13 protein-coding genes are annotated in these 16,758 nt (G+C 70.6%); 7 read left to right on the forward strand and 6 right to left on the reverse strand.

From position 1 onward, the window contains the following. On the forward strand, positions 1-941 hold a 941-nt coding region (locus tag ABT288_RS22950; RefSeq protein WP_351610762.1), incomplete at its 5' end, for a S1 family peptidase. A 200-nt stretch (positions 942-1,141) separates the two neighbouring features. Here ABT288_RS22950 and ABT288_RS22955 read toward each other — a convergent pair. After that, positions 1,142-1,672, reverse strand: a complete 531-nt coding sequence (locus ABT288_RS22955) for a PaaI family thioesterase (RefSeq protein ID WP_351610765.1) — start codon at positions 1,670-1,672, stop codon at positions 1,142-1,144. A gap of 89 nt (positions 1,673-1,761) precedes the next feature. Between ABT288_RS22955 and ABT288_RS22960 the strand changes: the two genes are divergently transcribed. The 6 genes from ABT288_RS22960 (at position 1,762) to ABT288_RS22985 (ending at position 9,612) form a co-directional block, all read left to right on the forward strand. Continuing rightward, entirely contained in the window at positions 1,762-2,229 is a 468-nt protein-coding gene (locus ABT288_RS22960) for a winged helix-turn-helix transcriptional regulator (protein WP_351610768.1), read from the forward strand. A gap of 148 nt (positions 2,230-2,377) precedes the next feature. Then, on the forward strand, positions 2,378-3,121 hold the full coding sequence (locus ABT288_RS22965; RefSeq protein WP_351610771.1) for a beta-phosphoglucomutase family hydrolase: 744 nt from the start codon (positions 2,378-2,380) through the stop codon (positions 3,119-3,121). Next, positions 3,118-5,514, forward strand: coding sequence for a glycoside hydrolase family 65 protein (locus ABT288_RS22970; RefSeq protein ID WP_351610773.1), 2,397 nt, complete (start codon positions 3,118-3,120; stop codon positions 5,512-5,514). Before ABT288_RS22965 ends, ABT288_RS22970 begins: the two co-directional genes overlap by 4 nt. 286 nt (positions 5,515-5,800) lie before the next feature. Next, positions 5,801-6,871 carry a PP2C family protein-serine/threonine phosphatase gene (locus ABT288_RS22975; protein WP_351610776.1) on the forward strand — a complete coding sequence of 357 codons (1,071 nt, stop codon included), beginning with the start codon at positions 5,801-5,803 and terminating at the stop codon, positions 6,869-6,871. A gap of 253 nt (positions 6,872-7,124) precedes the next feature. Then, positions 7,125-8,237 (forward strand): ABC transporter substrate-binding protein, encoded by a 1,113-nt coding sequence (locus tag ABT288_RS22980; protein WP_351610779.1) that lies wholly within the window; start codon positions 7,125-7,127, stop codon positions 8,235-8,237. Between the two features lie 496 nt (positions 8,238-8,733). Then, the gene (locus ABT288_RS22985) at positions 8,734-9,612 is read left to right on the forward strand and encodes an alkaline phosphatase family protein (RefSeq protein WP_351610893.1); all 879 of its coding nucleotides are present in this window, start codon (positions 8,734-8,736) and stop codon (positions 9,610-9,612) included. A gap of 317 nt (positions 9,613-9,929) precedes the next feature. Here ABT288_RS22985 and ABT288_RS22990 read toward each other — a convergent pair whose 3' ends face one another. The 5 genes from ABT288_RS22990 to ABT288_RS23010 form a co-directional block, all read right to left on the reverse strand. After that, positions 9,930-10,328 carry a hypothetical protein gene (locus ABT288_RS22990; RefSeq protein ID WP_351610782.1) on the reverse strand — a complete coding sequence of 133 codons (399 nt, stop codon included), beginning with the start codon at positions 10,326-10,328 and terminating at the stop codon, positions 9,930-9,932. A gap of 533 nt (positions 10,329-10,861) precedes the next feature. Further along, the gene (locus ABT288_RS22995; RefSeq protein WP_351610784.1) at positions 10,862-11,389 is read right to left on the reverse strand and encodes a DUF6114 domain-containing protein; all 528 of its coding nucleotides are present in this window, start codon (positions 11,387-11,389) and stop codon (positions 10,862-10,864) included. An 11-nt stretch (positions 11,390-11,400) separates the two neighbouring features. Beyond that, entirely contained in the window at positions 11,401-12,021 is a 621-nt protein-coding gene (locus tag ABT288_RS23000; protein WP_351610787.1) for a DUF6230 family protein, read from the reverse strand. Positions 12,022-12,325: 304 nt separating this feature from the next. Next, positions 12,326-14,497, reverse strand: coding sequence for a SpoIIE family protein phosphatase (locus tag ABT288_RS23005; RefSeq protein ID WP_351610790.1), 2,172 nt, complete (start codon positions 14,495-14,497; stop codon positions 12,326-12,328). Between the two features lie 506 nt (positions 14,498-15,003). Further along, complete coding sequence (locus ABT288_RS23010; RefSeq protein WP_351610793.1) at positions 15,004-16,125, reverse strand: alpha/beta hydrolase family protein; 1,122 nt, start codon at positions 16,123-16,125, stop codon at positions 15,004-15,006. Positions 16,126-16,758: the final 633 nt, after the last annotated feature.

Below are 16,758 nucleotides of genomic sequence, written 5' to 3' on the forward strand. Positions count from 1 at the left end.
CCCGTGCCGCGTCCGCCGCGAACCTGGTCGCCCGCCTGGGCGACCGTGCCGCCGGCTCCTACTACGACGCCGCGGCCCGCCGGTTCGTCGTCGGCATCACCGACCCGGCCGCGGCCGGCCAGGTCCGCAACGCCGGCGCCGTGCCCAGAACCGTGCGCTACTCCACGGCCCAACTCCGTGGCGCGCTCGGCACCTTGAAGCAGCGGGCCCGCATCGCGGGCACCGCCTGGGCGATCGACCCCCGTCAGGACAAGGTGGTCGTGACCGTCGACCCGACGGTCACCGGAGCGAAGCGCACCCGGCTGAACACCGTGGTCGACTCGCTCGGCGACAAGGTGGTCGTACGCCGGGCCGCCTCCGCGTTCAAGCCCTTCGTCGCGGGCGGCGACGCCATCTGGGGCAGCGGTGTCCGCTGCTCCCTCGGCTTCAACGTGACAGTGAACGGCGCGCCGTACTTCCTGACCGCCGGGCACTGCGGCAACGCTTCCTCGACCTGGTCCGACTCGCAGGGCGGCGGGGAGGTCGGCCAGACCGTCGACTCCCAGTTCCCCGGCACCGACTACGCCCTGGTCCAGTACGACGACGCGAACAGCGCCCCCTCGAGCGCCGTCGACCTCTACGACGGCAGCAGCCAGCAGATCACCCACGCCGCCGACGCCTACGTGGGCGAATCGGTCCAGCGCAGCGGCAGCACCTCGGGCGTCCACGGCGGGACGGTCAACGCACTGGACGCCACCGTGAACTACGCGGAGGGCACGGTCTCCGGGCTCATCGACACCGATGTGTGCGCCGAACCCGGCGACAGCGGCGGCGCGCTCTTCGACGGCGACGCGGCCATCGGGCTGACCTCGGGTGGCAGCGGTGACTGCACCTCCGGTGGTGAGACCTTCTTCCAGCCGGTGCCGGCGGCACTGAGCGCGGAGGGCGCGACCCTTCCATAGCCGGGCGCCCGCTCTTTCTCCGGCCGACCCGGAACACCTCAACCGGCCCTGTCACAGGTCCGGTTGAGGTTTCCTCCCGCAGCGTGACCGATGGACCGGCCAACGCCGGTCACCAGGTCATCACCAGGTCATCATGACCAGGCACGCACAGGCCGCATGCGGCTCGGCGGCATCACCGAAGCTGCGGCACGCCCACCGCCTCAGCCCAGCTCCCGCGCAGCCGGCCGCCGCCCCGGCCGGCTCGGAGGGACGGGGAAGAGCATGCAGCTGCTGGTGGCATGGGCGAGCAGGCGGTCCTCGGAATCCACCAGGTCGGCTTGTGCCAGGGCGGTGCGGCGGCCGTGGTTGAGGACGGTGCCGATGGCCCGGACCTTGCCGGTGTCGACCGTGATCGGCCGCAGGAACTTCACACTCAGGTCGAGCGAGGTGTATCCCGTGCCCGCCGGAAGCACGGACTGCACGGCACAGCCCGCCGCTGAGTCGAGGAGAGTGGCGTAGACCCCACCATGGACACTGCCGATGGGGTTGTAGTGCTCCTCGCCCGGTTCCAGGGCGAAAACGGCGCTGCCGAACTCAACCTGTTCCAGCGTGAATCCGAGGGTCGCGGCGATGGGCGGGGCGGGGAGGCGTCCGGACAGCACCCTGCGCAGGAAGTCGAGACCGCTCTCCTGGCCGACGGCGGCCGCAGAGATGCTCGGATCCTCCCAGTCGTACGTACGTGACCTCGTCATCGGCCTCTTCCTCCCCGCTGGCTTCACTCTCCGAAGCTAGCCAGTCGGACATCTGGCTGTCAATGCCGAAGCCAGCCTACGATGACCCCATGACCTGGCTGGAGACCAGTACGGAGAACTGCACGGTGCAGCGCACCCTCGACCTGATCGGCGAGAAGTGGTCGCTGCTGGTGTTGCGTGACGCCATGAACGGCGTACACCGTTTCGACGACTTCCGTCGGCACGTGGGACTGTCGGAGGCGGTGCTGGCGGACCGGCTGCGCAAACTGGTGGCCGCGGGGATCCTGGAGACCGTCCCGTACCGCGAGCCGGGACACCGCACTCGCCACGAGTACCGGATCACCCGGAAGGGCTGGGACCTGTGGCCCGTGATGATCGCCCTGAAGCAGTGGGGCGATCGCTACACCGCGGACCCGGAGGGGCCGCCGCTGGAAGTACGCCACCGTGACTGCGGCGAGCAGGTGGAAGCCGTGGTCATCTGCTCGGGCGAGCACGGGCCGCTCGTCCCACGACAGGCCTACACGCGCCCTGGTGCCTCCGCGCACGCCGTGACCTGAGGGACGCCGGCCGGTCCGGAAGGCGTCGGGGACGCCCCGCTCACAGCGCTTCCGGTGCCCCTCGGGGCCTGGACCGAGCGGGTGTCTTCCGGCGTGCCTGACGCTGTCGTGTGCCGGGCATCCGCGGGCGGCTCTTAGCCTCGGCGACATGCTGGGGCTTCCTGCTCATGTCCGTGCCTGCCTCTTCGACCTCGACGGGGTGCTCACGCAGACCGCGAAAGTGCACGCGGCGGCGTGGAAGGAGATGTTCGACGGCTACCTCCGCGAGCGTGCGACGCGTGAGGGGGCCGCGTTCGTGCCGTTCGACGCGGTCGGTGACTACGACGAGTACGTGGACGGGCGCCCCCGCGCGGACGGCGTGCGCACGTTCCTCGCCGCACGCGGGATCGAGCTGCCCGAGGGATCGCCGCAGGACCCGCCGGGGGCCGAGACCGTGAACGGGCTGGGCAACCGGAAGAACGAGCTGGTGCTGCGGAGGATCCGCGAGGACGGCGTGGAGCCGTACGAGGGCTCGGTCCGGTTCCTGCACGCCGTCCGGGCGGCCGGTCTGCGCTGCGCGGTGGTGTCGTCCAGCGCGAACTGCCGGGACGTCCTGGTGGCGGCCGGCATCGAGGACCTGTTCGACGAGCGGATCGACGCAGTGGTGGCGCGTGAGCGCCGGCTAAGGGGCAAGCCGGCTCCGGACACCTACCTGGAGGCGGCCCGAGGCCTGGCGACGGATCCGTACGAGGCAGCGGTGTTCGAGGACGCCCTGGCCGGCGTCGAGGCGGGCCGAGCGGGCCGGTTCGGTGTCGTCGTGGGGGTCGACAGGGTGGGCCAGGCGGAGCAGCTGCGGGCGCACGGCGCCGATGTGGTGGTCCGCGACCTGGGCGAACTCCTGGAGGCGCCGTGATCACCCATCCGAGCTTCACGGTCGAGCCGTGGTGCCTGCGCGAGACCGAGCTGAACCTGGACGTGCTCGCCCAGAGCGAGTCGGTGTTCGCCCTGTCCAACGGGCACATCGGATGGCGCGGCAACCTCGACGAGGGAGAACCGCACGGACTGCCCGGCGCGTACCTCAACGGCGTCTACGAGCAGCATCCGCTGCCGTACGCGGAAGCCGGCTACGGATATCCCGAGTCCGGCCAGACGATGATCAACGTCACCGACGGCAAGGTCATCCGGCTGCTCGTCGACGACCACCCGTGCGATCTGCGCTACGGCAGGCTGCGCGCGCACGAACGGGTGCTGGACTTCCGGTCCGGTGTGCTCAGCCGCAGCGCCCAGTGGACCTCGCCCGGCGGCCGCACGGTCCGGATCACCTCACGCCGCCTGGTGTCCTTCACCCAGCGGGCGGTGGCCGCGATCGTGTACGAGGTGGAGCCGATCGATGGGCCCACCACGGTGGCCGTACAGTCCGAGCTCGTCGCCAACGAACAACTGCCCCGCTTCGAGGGCGACCCACGTGTCGCCGCGGCGACCGAGTCGCCGCTGGTGCCCGAGGAGCACTTCGCGCAGGAGACCCGGCTGCGGCTCGTGCACTGCACCGGGGGCAGCGCACTGCGGGTGGCGGCGGCAGCCGACCATCTCGTCGACGGACCGGAGAGCACGAGCTGGACGGCGCAGAGCGAGCCCGATGTCAGCCGGCTGACGGTGACGGCGGACCTCGTGCCCGGACAGCCGTTGCGGCTGGTGAAGTTCGTGGCGTACGGCTGGTCGGGAGAGCGTTCGCTGCCGGCCGTGCACGATCAGGTGGACGGAGCGGTGGCGGCCGCGGTCAGCACCGGCTGGGAAGGGCTCGTCGCCGCGCAGCGGGCGTACCTGGACCGCTTCTGGGCCGGCGCGGACGTCGAGGTGGAGGGCGATGCGCAGATCCAGCAGGCGGTGCGGTTCGCCCTCTTCCATGTGCTCCAGGCGGCGGCCCGCGGCGAGAACCGGGCGATTCCCGCGAAGGGCCTGACCGGAACCGGTTACGACGGGCACTGCTTCTGGGACACCGAGTCCTACGTACTGCCCGTCCTGTCCTACACCGCGCCGGAGGCCGTGGCATCGGCACTGAGGTCGCGCCACCGGATGCTGCCGGCGGCGCGCGAACGCGCCCGTCAGCTGGGGCTCGCCGGAGCGGCGTTTCCCTGGCGGACGATCGACGGCGCCGAGTGCTCCGCCTACTGGCCGGCCGGGACCGCCGCCTTCCACGTCAACGCCGACATCGCCCTGGCCGCCGTACGGTACGTCATGGCGACCGGGGACGAGGACTTCGAGCGCGGCGAGGGACTCGACCTCCTCGTGGACACCGCCCGTCTGTGGCGGTCCCTCGGACACCACGACACGGAGGGCGTCTTCCACATCGACGGGGTCACCGGCCCCGACGAGTACAGCGCCATCGCCCGCGACAATCTGTACACCAACCTGATGGCCCGTCAGAACATGCTCGCCGCCGCGAACGTGGCCACGCGCCATCCGGAACGTGCCGAGGAGCTCGGTGTCGACGAGGAGGAGACCGCGGGGTGGCGGGACGCCGCGGCCCGCATGGCGGTGCCGTACAACGAGTCCCTGGGCGTGCACGAGCAGTCGGCCGGTTTCACCACGTTCCAGCACTGGGACTTCGAGGCGACCCCACCCGAGAACTACCCTCTGCTGCTGCACTACCCCTACTTCGACCTGTATCGCAGACAGGTGCTGAAGCAGGCCGACCTCGTCATGGCGATGATGGAGTGCCCGCACCTCTTCTCCGACGAGCAGAAGGCGCGCAACTTCGCCTACTACGAACCGCTGACCGTCCGGGACTCCTCCCTGTCGGCGTGCTGCCAGGCGGTGCTCGCGGTCGAGACCGGACATCTGCGGCTGGCCTACGCCTACCTGAGCGAGGCCGCGCTGATGGACCTGGACGACCTGGAGCACAACACCCGTGACGGGCTGCACATCGCCTCCCTCGCGGGCACGTGGATCGCCCTGGTCACGGGTTTCGGGGGCATGCGCCGGTACTTGGACGACGAGGGCAAGCCGGATCTGCTGTCGTTCGCACCGCGCCTGCCCGAAGCGCTGTCCCGGGTGGCCTTCACGGTGCTGGTGTGCGGCCGCAGACTGAAGGTGGACATCGGCCCGTCCCATGCTCGCTACCGCCTGCTGGAAGGCGAACCGATGACGTTGCTGCATCACGGCGAGCCGATGACCGTGACCGTCGACGCCCCGGTGGACCGCCCGTTGCCTCCCACGCCCGCCCGCCCCGAGCCGCAGCAGCCGCCGGGCCGACGTCCGGAGGGCCTTCCCGCGGGGGAGGAACGCCGGGCAGAGACCCAGGAGTAGCCGCAGCCGCGGGCAGGCGACCTGGGCGGGTTTCGACGACCTGAGCTGCCCGGAACGCCATGCCGCCAGCCCGCGATCTTGCCGTCAAGCGGCACGGTGACGTCGCGGCACCTGCGCGTCACCACCGGTCACCACGGTGTTACCAGGTCACGGGCGAACAGCGATAAAATGACCCGAATCGGTGCCCCGGCTTCCGGACCTGGGCTGCCGCTCGACCTGTACGACCTTGGGGAGCGGCACAGTGGCGAGGTCTCCTGAGGAACGCGGAGTCACGCACAGTGCTGGTGTGCGGGGCAGGCTGCTGCCCGTCCTGCCTGCTCTGCTGCTGTTCATCGGCCTGGTCGTCGGCCTCGCCACACCCCGCGACGTCAGGCCGGACGCCTTCCTCGCCTCGGCCATGGTTTCTGCCGCCGCGCTGCTGCCCCTGTGGGGGACGGTGCTCATCGGAGTGGGCGCGTGCGCCACCTTTCTCGGCTTGATGGTGGACTTCAACGGGCTGCGGGACGCGACCGCCTACTCCGAGCTGGCCACGCTCGCAGCGATTGCGGCATTCGCCGTCTTCTTCAACCGCCTGCTCGGCCGACGCGCCCATCAGCTGGTCCAGGTCCGCTCAGTGGCCGAGACCGCCCAGCTGGCGGTGCTCCATCCGGTACCGCGACACCTAGGGCACGTCACGCTCGAGAGCCTGTACCTGGCCGCCGCGGCGGAGGCCCGCATCGGTGGCGACCTGTACGAGGCGATCCACACCCCGCACGGCGTACGGCTGCTCATCGGCGACGTACGCGGCAAGGGACTGCTCGCGATCCAGACCGCCGCGACGCTGCTCAGCGCCTTCCGCGAGGCCGCCCACGACGCGCCCGACCTGCCCCACCTCGCGTGCCGCCTGGAGACGAGCATGAGCCGCTACGCTGCCCACTTCCCGGGGGTCCCGGGCTCGGAGGTCGCTGAACGTTTCATCACCGCTCTCCTTGCCGAGATCCCGGACGATGAACCGGTGGTCCGGATCGTCACCTGCGGCCACCCGCCCCCGCTGCTGCACCAAGGCGAGGTCCGGGAGCTGCAGCTCACTGCTCCCTCGCCGCCGCTCAACCTGGGCATGCTGATGGGCGACGGCTACCACGTCGATCTCGCCCCGTTCCACCCCGGGGACAAGCTCCTGCTGTACACCGACGGGGTCACCGAGACCCGCGACCGCTCGGGCGCCTTCTACCCCCTTGCCGAACGCATCCGCTCGTGGAGCGGCGAGTCACCCCACCAGATCCTCCACCACCTCCACCGCGACCTGATCGACTACAGCGGCGGTGAACTCGACGACGACATCGCCGCCCTCCTCGCCCAGCGGCACCCGAGCCGCTGAGCCCGAGGCCGGGCCCGGCACATCGGGCACAGAGCCCGGCTGTCAGGGAGAGGAAAAGCACACGTTCGTCAGGACGACGGCTGCGGTCAGCCGGCCGAGCCATGGGCTGACGGCATGGGCGCTCGGCAGGCCCGGCTCCGCGTGAAGCCTGGCAGCTCAGTGAACAGATAATCGGTTGCCTGTCGGCGATGGTGGTGGATGCAATGTCCGGCATGGTCACCCAGGTGCCCCCGCCGAGGCGAGACGAGAACGCATGAACACGCCACCATCTCCACCCGGAACGGAACGGACTGACGGATCATCCGTCCGGATCGGCGCTCTCGCTCCCTTGACCCGGCCTGGCTGGGTCGACGCGGGCCGACACCTGCTCGCTGGACTCGAGCTGGCCGTTCGCGACGTCAATGACGTCGGCGGCATCGCCGGAAGGCCCCTCGAGCTGGTGGTCCGAGACACCGGGGCTGACCCACAGAGGGCCGCGGCGGCCGTAGCCGAATTGGCTCGCCTGGGCGTGGCTGCCTTGGCGGGCGAGTATCACAGCGTCGTCGCTCGCGCCGCTGCCGCCAGGGCCGACGCGCTCGGCCTGCCGTTCCTCTGCTCGTCCGCGGTTCTCGACGCGCTCACCGAACAGCCGACCGAATGGGTCGCCCGCCTCGCCCCGGCCCAGTCTCACGGCTGGCAGATCTACGCGGACTTCCTCCTCGGGGCGGGCCACAACCGAATCGCCGTGGCAACCGAGCCGAGTGTCTACTGGGCATCCGGGGCCCGCATTCTGCGGGACTACCTCGCTCCACGCGGCGGCACCGTCATCGAACTCGACATGCGCGCGCTCGACCCCACAGCCGTGTGCGACGAACTCGTCGGCAGTCGCGCGACAGTCCTCCTTCTTCTGGTCGGCCACCCGGAGCCGGCGGTGTCGATCGTCAAGTCCGTCCGCCGCGACAGGCGCCTCGACGAGATCATGATCGGTGCTCCGGCCGGGCAACCGGAGTTCGCCGAATGGGCGACGTCGCTGGGCGACGACGGGGCCGCGATCCCGTTCTTGCGCTACCTCCCCGAGCACCTCAGCCCACTCGGTGCCCGAGTCGAGACGGCCCTGCGCGAGCGGCTGGCCGAACCGCCCTCCTTCGTCGCCTTCGAGGGCTACGACACGGTCGCCGTCCTCGCCGATGTGCTGCGTTCTCACGGTGTGGACCGGGCACGCACCGCCGAATCCTGGTCGCGTGTTGCAGTCGAAGGCACCCGCGGGCAGATCCAGTTCTCCCGCACGGCGGGCATCGGCGTTTGGCAATGGGCTTGGGCGCCGACCCAAGTCGTCGATCGGGATCCGGCGGAACCCGATCGCTTTCGCATCCTCCACGCCGGCTGAGAGGGCACGGAGGCCACGGCCCGCCCGGACCGAGCTGTTGGCGGCCCGCCTCGTGCCCCGGCCACGCCGGTGCCGCCGCGCACGCGTGGCACGCTCTGGTCCGCCCCGAGGGTGGTCGAGAAGCAGCGCAGGCACGCACGCCTCGCCCCGCGAGCCGGACGCGGGAGCACTCCGGGCGACTGCCTGCGGCCGGTCGGACGACGGCCTCGGGCCGGACAAGGCCCCCCGAGACCGCACGCGGTCGATGCTTTGCCTGATTCCTTCTCCCACTCCGGGACGCGTCCCGGCCAGGCCCGACGTGGAGGCAACCCTCGGGCAGATGAATACGAGGAGTGCAACGGCCATTGGCAGGCAGCGGCTGTTTGACGGGTCTTCACTACCGGTCGCCTGAAAGCCCCGACACGTGCCCCTACGCTCGTACCGCCTGATCAGAAAGGGCCTGATCAGTGGAGAACCTCCCCCGCCTCACCGCTCACCAAGGAGGTCCACCGTGTCCATGCTCTCCCGCGCCAAGCGCTCGCGCCGCGCTCTCTCCCTCGTCGCCGCCCTCCCCGCCGCCCTGGTCGGGGTCTGGGCCGCTGGCCCGGCCGCGCAGGCCGCCGCGCTGCCCACCCCCGACCACGTGGTCGTGGTGGTGTTCGAGAATCACTCCTACGAGCAGGTCATCGGCAGCACGAGCGCCCCGTACCTGAACAACACGCTGAAGGCCGGCGGCGGCAACCTCACCAACTCGTTCGCCATCACCCACCCCAGCCAGCCGAACTACCTGGACCTGTTCTCCGGGAACAACCAGGGCATCACCAACGACAACTGCTACACCCCGCAGTTCAGCAGCGCCGCGAACCTCGGCTCCGAGCTCATCGCCGCAGGCAAGACCTGGGGCAGCTACAACGAGGGCCTGCCCTCGGCGGGCTCCACGGTGTGCACCAACTCCGCCACCAAGTACGCCCGGAAGCACAATCCGTGGTTCGCCTTCAGCAACGTCCCGCTGAACACCGCGCACACCTTCACGCAGTTCCCGACGGACTACTCCACCCTGCCCAAGGTCTCGTTCGTCGTTCCGAACCTGTGCAACGACATGCACGACTGCTCCATCGCGACCGGCGACAACTGGCTGAAGAACAACCTCAGCTCGTATGCCACCTGGGCCCAGACGCACAACAGCATCCTGGCCGTCACCTTCGACGAGGACGACAGCTCGCACAGCAACCACATCGCCACCGTCTTCTACGGCGCGCACGTCGCACCGGGCAGCTCGACCTCGACGCACTACAACCACTACGACACGCTGCGCACCCTCGAGGACCTGGCCGGCCTGACCACCCACGCCGGGGCCGCGGCCAACGCCTCCGACATCACCGGCATCTGGAACTGACCCTGCGGCAGGCTTCACGCATGTCCTGCCTGCGGCGGTGAAACAGCATCAAGTCCGCCGCCTCGCGCGAGGCGGCGGACTTGCGGTGCTGGCACCCGCGGAGGCTGACCGCTTCGGCAGGCGCCGGAGCACACCGTGGCTCGGAGCGCTTGGTGCTCTCGATCCAAGGGGGCTGCCGAGGTCCGGCACTCCTGACGCTCCTTCTGCCTCCTCAGGACGCCCCGGTCATGGGAACGGCACGACCCTCGGCCGACGAGGGTCGTGCCGCTGCAGCCCGCCGGACGGCGGTACTTCTGGCCTGTGCTGTTCGTCGGCGGTCACCCGGCCGTGGCTTGATACCCCGCCCCAGTGATGGACAGGTCGCCCCCGAACTGGGCGATCTGTGCAACGGTCGCGTCGTTGAAGGAGAACGTGCGAACGGGAACGGCCGGGTGGGACAGCCAGCTCGGTACGGCATCGGGGGTGATGGTGACGGTTCGGTCGGCCGGGAGCGGGGCGCCGCCGAGGCCGGTGACCGTGCCGGACACCTTGCGCACATAGAGGGTCACCACACCTCTGCTGCCTTGACGTTTGAGTGTGGCCGTGGTCCTGGGTCCGGCTCGCAGCCGCATCGCGGCGCGGCCACGGCCCGCGGTCACGTCGAGGTCGACGGCGGTCACCGATCTGGCCGTGAACTTCAGCACCCGCACGGGCCCCGCCGCGGTGCGTACGGTCACCACACCTTCGAAGCCGGCGCCGCGGAGTACGAGACTGTCGGTTCGCAGTACCCAGGCGGGGCTCGCGGGGCGGACGGGCGGCCGATCCAGTGGAGCCTCGGAGAGAGCCGGCGACGCGCTCGTGGTTGCTCGTGCGGTGCTCACGGATGCCCGCGCGGAGCTCGACGGCGTCGGCGTGTCGCTCGTCTGTGTCGGTCCGGCGTCCGTGGGTGTCGGCGTGTCGCTCGTGTGTGTCGGTCCGGCGTCCGTGGGTGTCGGCGTGTCGCTCGTGTGTGTCGGTCCGGCGTCCGTGGGTGTCGGCGCGAAGCTCGACGGGGTCTCGGATCCGGCCGTGTCGGCAGGGGTGAGGTGCGTGTTCGTCGCCATGGGGGTGGCGAGGCACAGGGCCAGGGGGACGGCTGCCGCGGCCAGTGTGCAGGCGATGGGGCGCTGTACTCGGCCTTTCACGCGACTGGTGCGCGGCTCCGCGCGGCTCGGGTGGCGGGGCTCGGGAACCGGTGCGTCCGCGGCCTGTCCGGAGCGGTTGCCACTGGTCACGTCGGCTCTCCCGCCGCCGGAACGGCAGAGGAGTCGTTGTTCGTCGTAGTCGCGGTCGTTCCCGCAGTTGCCGTCGGCTCGGCGGCGGTGGGCGGGATCCAGGCGCAGGCCAGGGAGCCGCCGATCAGCGCGGAGATCAGTCCGAGCAGGAAGCCGCCGAAGTTCGCGACGGGGAAGGAGGCGAGGGCGAGCAGCAGGGTGGCGATGCCGGCGAATACGCGAAGGTGCTGCTGGTACCAGAGACTGAGCCCCAGGGCCATGAGCAGAACGCCGATGATCAGGGATCCGGCGCCCGAGGTGGTCGACAAGGCCAGCGGCATTCCGCCGAGATCAAGGTGAGCGTATGGCAGATACAGGATGGGCAGGCTTGCGTTGAAGGTGAACATCCCGGCCCAGAAGGGACGCTCACCGCGCCAGGTTCTGAACCTGCGCCGGGCATCGGCGGCCGTGACGCGCAGTTTCGCGGGGCTGCGGAGGAAGTCGAGGAACACGTGTCCTGTCCTGATCAGGATGGGCGAGAACATTCCGAACGGGGTCAGAAGCATTCGTGGCGGCCCTGCTTGACCTGTTCGTCGAGGCCGGGAACGTTGAACGTGCCGGCCGAGACCGCGACCGCCGTCACGCGCACGTTGGTCAGCGTGACCGACGTGGCCTGCTGCCCGACACCGTTGGGGTCGAAGAACCGGGAGTCCCTGTCGCCCGGGTTGATCGGTCCCTTGGTGATCGCCCCCTGCGCGACACCGGTGTCGACCCCTCGGAAATTCGCCTGTCCGGCGGACTCGGATGTCGCGTCGATGAACAGGTCCGTCGCCTCGGCCGGTCGTCCGTTGCCGCCGGTGAGTCGCAATGTCTGTGGGCCCAGTACCGGGAGGTCGACCACCACGGACTGGCACAGTCCGCTGGCCGTGGCGTGTCGCGCGCCGATGACCATGACCGGCACGGGGGTGCCTTTCTTGGGCACGTCCACCATGCTGTAGAGGCTGAAGCCGCGCATGGTGAGCGTGTCCACGGTCACCTGGAATCGCTGGCCGGAGATGAAGAAGGACGCGGCCAGGGCTCCCTGTGCCATGGCGATGGCGAGGGCTGCGGAGGCCACGATGCCGGGGATCAGGACGGCGGCGAAGCGCCTCCAGCAGGTTCTGCCGGCGTGGTGCAAGATCCCGTCTCCTCCGGTTGTGAAGTGAGCCCGCCCGTGCCTGGCAGGGCGGACGACACCCCTTCGTCCGGTGCCGGATCCTAGGCTTCCGGAAGCGTCAACCGACGGCACGCCAGGTCCGCCGTACGAGTGTTGTGACGCTTGTTGGTCCTTCCGGGTGACTCGCCCTGTCGGGTCCGCTGGTGAACAGCGCGGTCAAGATCGCCGCACTGATCGTGCGCGGGAGGATGGTGCCGTGCCGCTGGGGCGGCCACTGTCGGCGGTGGGCGAGGGCGGCGGAACGGATGCCGCGCCATCGGGACCGTCAGATGGCGGTGATCACCAGTACGGCCTGGTCGTCGAGGGTGGCATGGCCCGCGAACGCGGTGACCGCGGTGGTGATGGACTCGACGACGGCCGTGGCTGTGGGCGTCGTGGTCCGGACGGCGACGAGCGCGTCGGACAAGCGCTCCTCGCCGAAGAACTCGCCGTCGGGGGAACGGGCCTCGGTGATGCCGTCGGTGACCAGGACGAGGCTGTCGCCGGGGTGCAGGTCGATGCGGCACGGGCAGAAGTCGGGATCAGGACCGATACCCAACAGCAGGCCCGGTTGCGTGTGCTCCACGACCGTGCCGTCGGCGCGGCGGACGAGCGGCGGTACGTGGCCCGCTCGGATCAGGTCGAGCGTGAGGTGTGACGCGGTGTGCCGCAGCTCACCGTAGACGAGCGAAACGAACTGGTCGTCATCGGTGGTGTTGCCCGTCAACGCGTCGTTGATCGCGGTGACCACGGCCGCAGGGTCGTCGAGGAGGCGGGCGGCGGCGCGTGCGGTGTGGCGCACCATGCCGGTGGTGGTGGCTGCCAGCGCGCCGCGTCCGGAGACGTCGCCGATCATGAGTGCCCAGCGGTCGGCGGGCAGCCGGAAGACGTCGTAGAAGTCGCCCCCGACCTCAAGGCCCTCACCCGCCGGATGGTACGAGGCCGCCAGGGTGGCGCCGGGAATGCTGGGCAACTCGGGTGGCAACAGTCCTGCCTGAAGATCGTGGGAGAGCCGGACGCGGTCAGTGAACTGATGGGCGTTGTCGGCACTCGAAGCGGCCCGGCGGGCGAGTTCCTGGGCCAGGGCGACCTTGTGTTCGTCCAGGGGCAGGCCGGTGGCCAGGAGGGTCAGCGCTCCGAAGGTACGGCCCCTCGTGGCCAGCGGCACGCACACGTAGTCCTTGACGCCGAGCTGCGCGCGCAGGCCGCTCGCGTGGGCGGACTCGGTGGCGCCGGAGGCAAGCACGCGGGCGACAGCGGCGTTCACCTCGTCACACAGCGCGGGGGAGGAGAGGAGCTTCTCCCCCTCCCGGGTCGACGCGGCGATGGCGATGCGCTGGGTCTGGCCGCACTCGGATACGTGGACGGCACACAGCGGCGCCAGGGCCGGAACGGTCAGCCGGGCCATGCGCTGGAGGCTGTCCGAATAGTGTGTCTCGCCGGTGATGGCGGTGCTGGCCTCCAGAAGGAACGCCAGATCCTCCCGGGCGGCCTTCTCGCGTTCCTTGGCGGCGCGGCTCGCCTCCACCGCCGTGTGGCGTTCGATGGCCAGCGCGGCTATGCGGGCGAAGGAGGCACTGAGCGCCACGTCCTTGTCCGTCGGAGCCTTGGGCGCGCGGTGGTACATCGCGAACGTGCCCAGCAGTCGGCCGTCCGCGTCCTGGATGGGTGTGGACCAGCACGCCGCGACCCCGGCCCGCAGTGCCAGGTCGCGGTAGTCCTTCCACAGGGGATCGGTGGCGATGTCCGTGACGATCACCGGTTCCCGCCGGAAAGCGGTCGTGCCGCACGAGCCGATGCCCTCCGCGATCGGTGCCCCGTCGACCGCCTCGTTGTAGAAGTCGGGCAGGCGCGGGCCGGTGCCGTGCCGCAGACGCTGTCCGTCGGGATCGACGAGCAGTACCGAGACGAGCATGTCCGGGGAGAGCTCCTCGATCGCCGTGGCCATCCCACGGAGGATCTTGTCCAGCGGGGCGTCACGCGCGATCTGCTCCAGCAGCGCGCGCTGCTCGGCGGCCAGGAGATGCGCGTGGTGGTACGGGGTGGTCTCGACCGCGATCACCACGACCCCGTCGATCCGGCCGGCGACGTCCCGGCGGGGCTCGTAGGTGAAGTCGAAGAATCCTTCCCGCTGTATGCCCGGCCTGCCCAGCAGAAGCCGCCCGTCCCTGGCCCTGTATGCCACGCCGGTGCGATAGACCGCATCGAGCCGGTCGAGGACGCCCTGCGGAGCCAGTTCCGGAATCACCTCTCCGACCGGCTCGCCGAGGCGCTCGTGGTCGCACCCGAGGGTCTCGAAGAATGCCGAGTTCGCGGCTTCGAGGAGATGCTTCGGGCCATTGAGCGCAGCAAAGATCACCGGGGCCTGCCCGAACAGGTCCGCGTACTCCTCGCTCCGCCGGTCGACGGAGATCGAGTGTGCCGTCGCCGCGCTGCGAGGACGGAAATATGTGGACATGACAGGCGCCCTCTCTCCTGTCTCGTCCGCGCGCTGACCGCGTCGTTCCGATGCCTCCACTCTGACACATGTCCCCGCTGCTGCCAGAGGGGCGTCAGACCGACCCCGGTGGCGCAACCCGGGCCGCGCCGGAGGACCACCCTCGCGATCCGCGACCTCGCCGCGCATACCGGCCGGTCGACGTGGCGTGCGAGCACGGCACGACAGCCTTCGCCATGGCATCGCTCCGCCGCCGGTGGCAGGCGGCGGGTCGCACGGCGGCCTGTACGCCACCCGAATGCTGATCACCGCGGACCGGGACGGCGGCTGCCGTACCCGAGCCGCGTCTCGGCGAACTGCCGTGGCAGCCCCCTGACCAGCCCTGACGTCGTCGGTGAACGACATCGCGGCGGCCCGCCCACCCCCGCTGGAGGTCCATGAGCGCGCCTTCACGGCGCAGGGTGACGCGAGCGTGGTCGGAGCGCGTCCTCGCACTCGAGACGGGGCCGCGGGCCTGCCCGACCGGTTCAACCGTCGGTGCTCGGGGGCGGTGTGCAGGCACCGGGGCGGGTTCCGCCGTGGGCATGGAGGAAGGCCAGCAGATCGCAGACGGACTGGCCGAGGACCTGATCGTGGCCCGCGCCGGGGTAGGCGCGGTAGACCAGTGAGGGGGAGCCCAGGCGACGCAGGCGCGCCACGACCTCGTCGGTCCAGGCAGGCGGCACATCCTCGTCGGCGCCACCCTGGATGACCAGTGTGGGTACGGTGATGGCGGAGCGGTCCGGATCGCCGTAGGCGCCCATCCGCTCGCCCATGCGCCGCAGCTGATCCCCGTTCAGCGGCAGCATCAGCTCGGTGTTCACCCCCTTGAGCACGGGATGGCTGTGCGTCACGCAGTCGGCGATGACCCGGGAGGCCGTAGCCGCTGCCGAAGGCCCCAGCAGCGAACGCAGATCCGCCGCAGGGCCGCCGGGCTCGGTGGCGGACAGGCCGACGAGCGAGTAGAAGGCGAAGGACAGCTCACTGGGCACATGGGAGGCTTTCACCCCCGCGAGCATCGCCTCCAGGTGGCTGGCTGGGGCGACGGCCACCGCCGCGCCGAGGCGCTGGCCGCCCGTGCGGCGCTGGGTGTGGGTGGCGAACAGCGCGGCCTGGCCCCCTTGTGAGTGCCCGACTGCGAACCACACCGGCGCCAGGCTGGGCACCAGCCGGCGAGCCGCGGTGACGATGTCGGCCACGGCGTTGCCCTCGTCCGCGCCGACCAGATAGGTGTGCGGGCCCGGGGTGCCCAGTCCGGGGTAGTCCGAGGCAGTGACCGCGTACCCGGCGCGGAGGAACGCGCGCAGCTCCTGAGCGAAGGCCTCCGAGCCCAGGTTCGCAGACTGCGAGGGTGCACAGGCGTCGGCCACGCCGGTCGTTCCATGTGCCCAGGACACCACCGGCCGGCCTCCCTGCGGAGCACTGCCCGACGGAAGCAGTACGGTGCCGCTGACGGCGACGTTCGCGCCGCGTGCGTTGGTCGAGTGGTACAGCACCGTCCAGCGCCGCGCGTTCTCCAGCCGCGCATCAGGGCCATGGTCGGTAGCCGCAATCAGTGTGCCCGGTTCCGCGGCCGGCAGCGGATCCGGTATTTGGTAGGCGTGGTTCACCCTGGTCACAGCAGATGCCAGGTGCCGGTCCCCCGTCACCTGGGGACTCCCGGTGCGGTCCGATGGGCGGGAGGCGGGACAGCCGGCCGCTGCCGCCACGAGCGCGACCGTGACCGCGGTGGTACGCAGTCGGGGGCGCCTCGGCCGGCACTGCCCCGTGTCTGCGCCTGTCCTCAGGAAGCGAAACGGGCTCGGGATCCCCACGGGCGGACGCTCCCTTCCAACAGGCCTGTTGTGTCCCACTTTGGTGTCTTCGCGACCGGCAGGCATGCGGAAGTAGGCCGTCCGGTCCGCCCGGGTCCGGGGCTGCACCGGCGTGGTGTTCACCGACCGGCTGCTGGTCACGTTGGTGCACTTGCGGCTTTGCCTGCCGCACGCGGCGCCGGCCCAGCTGTACGCGGTGGCCGTGCTCCACCGTCTGCGGGACGACCCGCGAAGTCCGACCGCTGCCGGCCGCTCCGCGGCTTCGCGGTGCCCGCCCGCCCCGGACTGAGGCTGCGCACGCTGGAGGACCGGTGCGCCTACGCTCGGCGCCGGGGCGTCAGGTTGCGGCTCGACGGCACCGAGGTGCAGGTCCGCCGACCCCGCGCAGGGCATCGCCGAGCAGTTCCGCCGGCACCCCAAGGTGAGGGC

It is taken from the genome of Streptomyces sp. NPDC001093, assembly GCF_040298985.1.
In the GTDB taxonomy this organism is placed as follows: Bacteria; Actinomycetota; Actinomycetes; order Streptomycetales; family Streptomycetaceae; genus Streptomyces.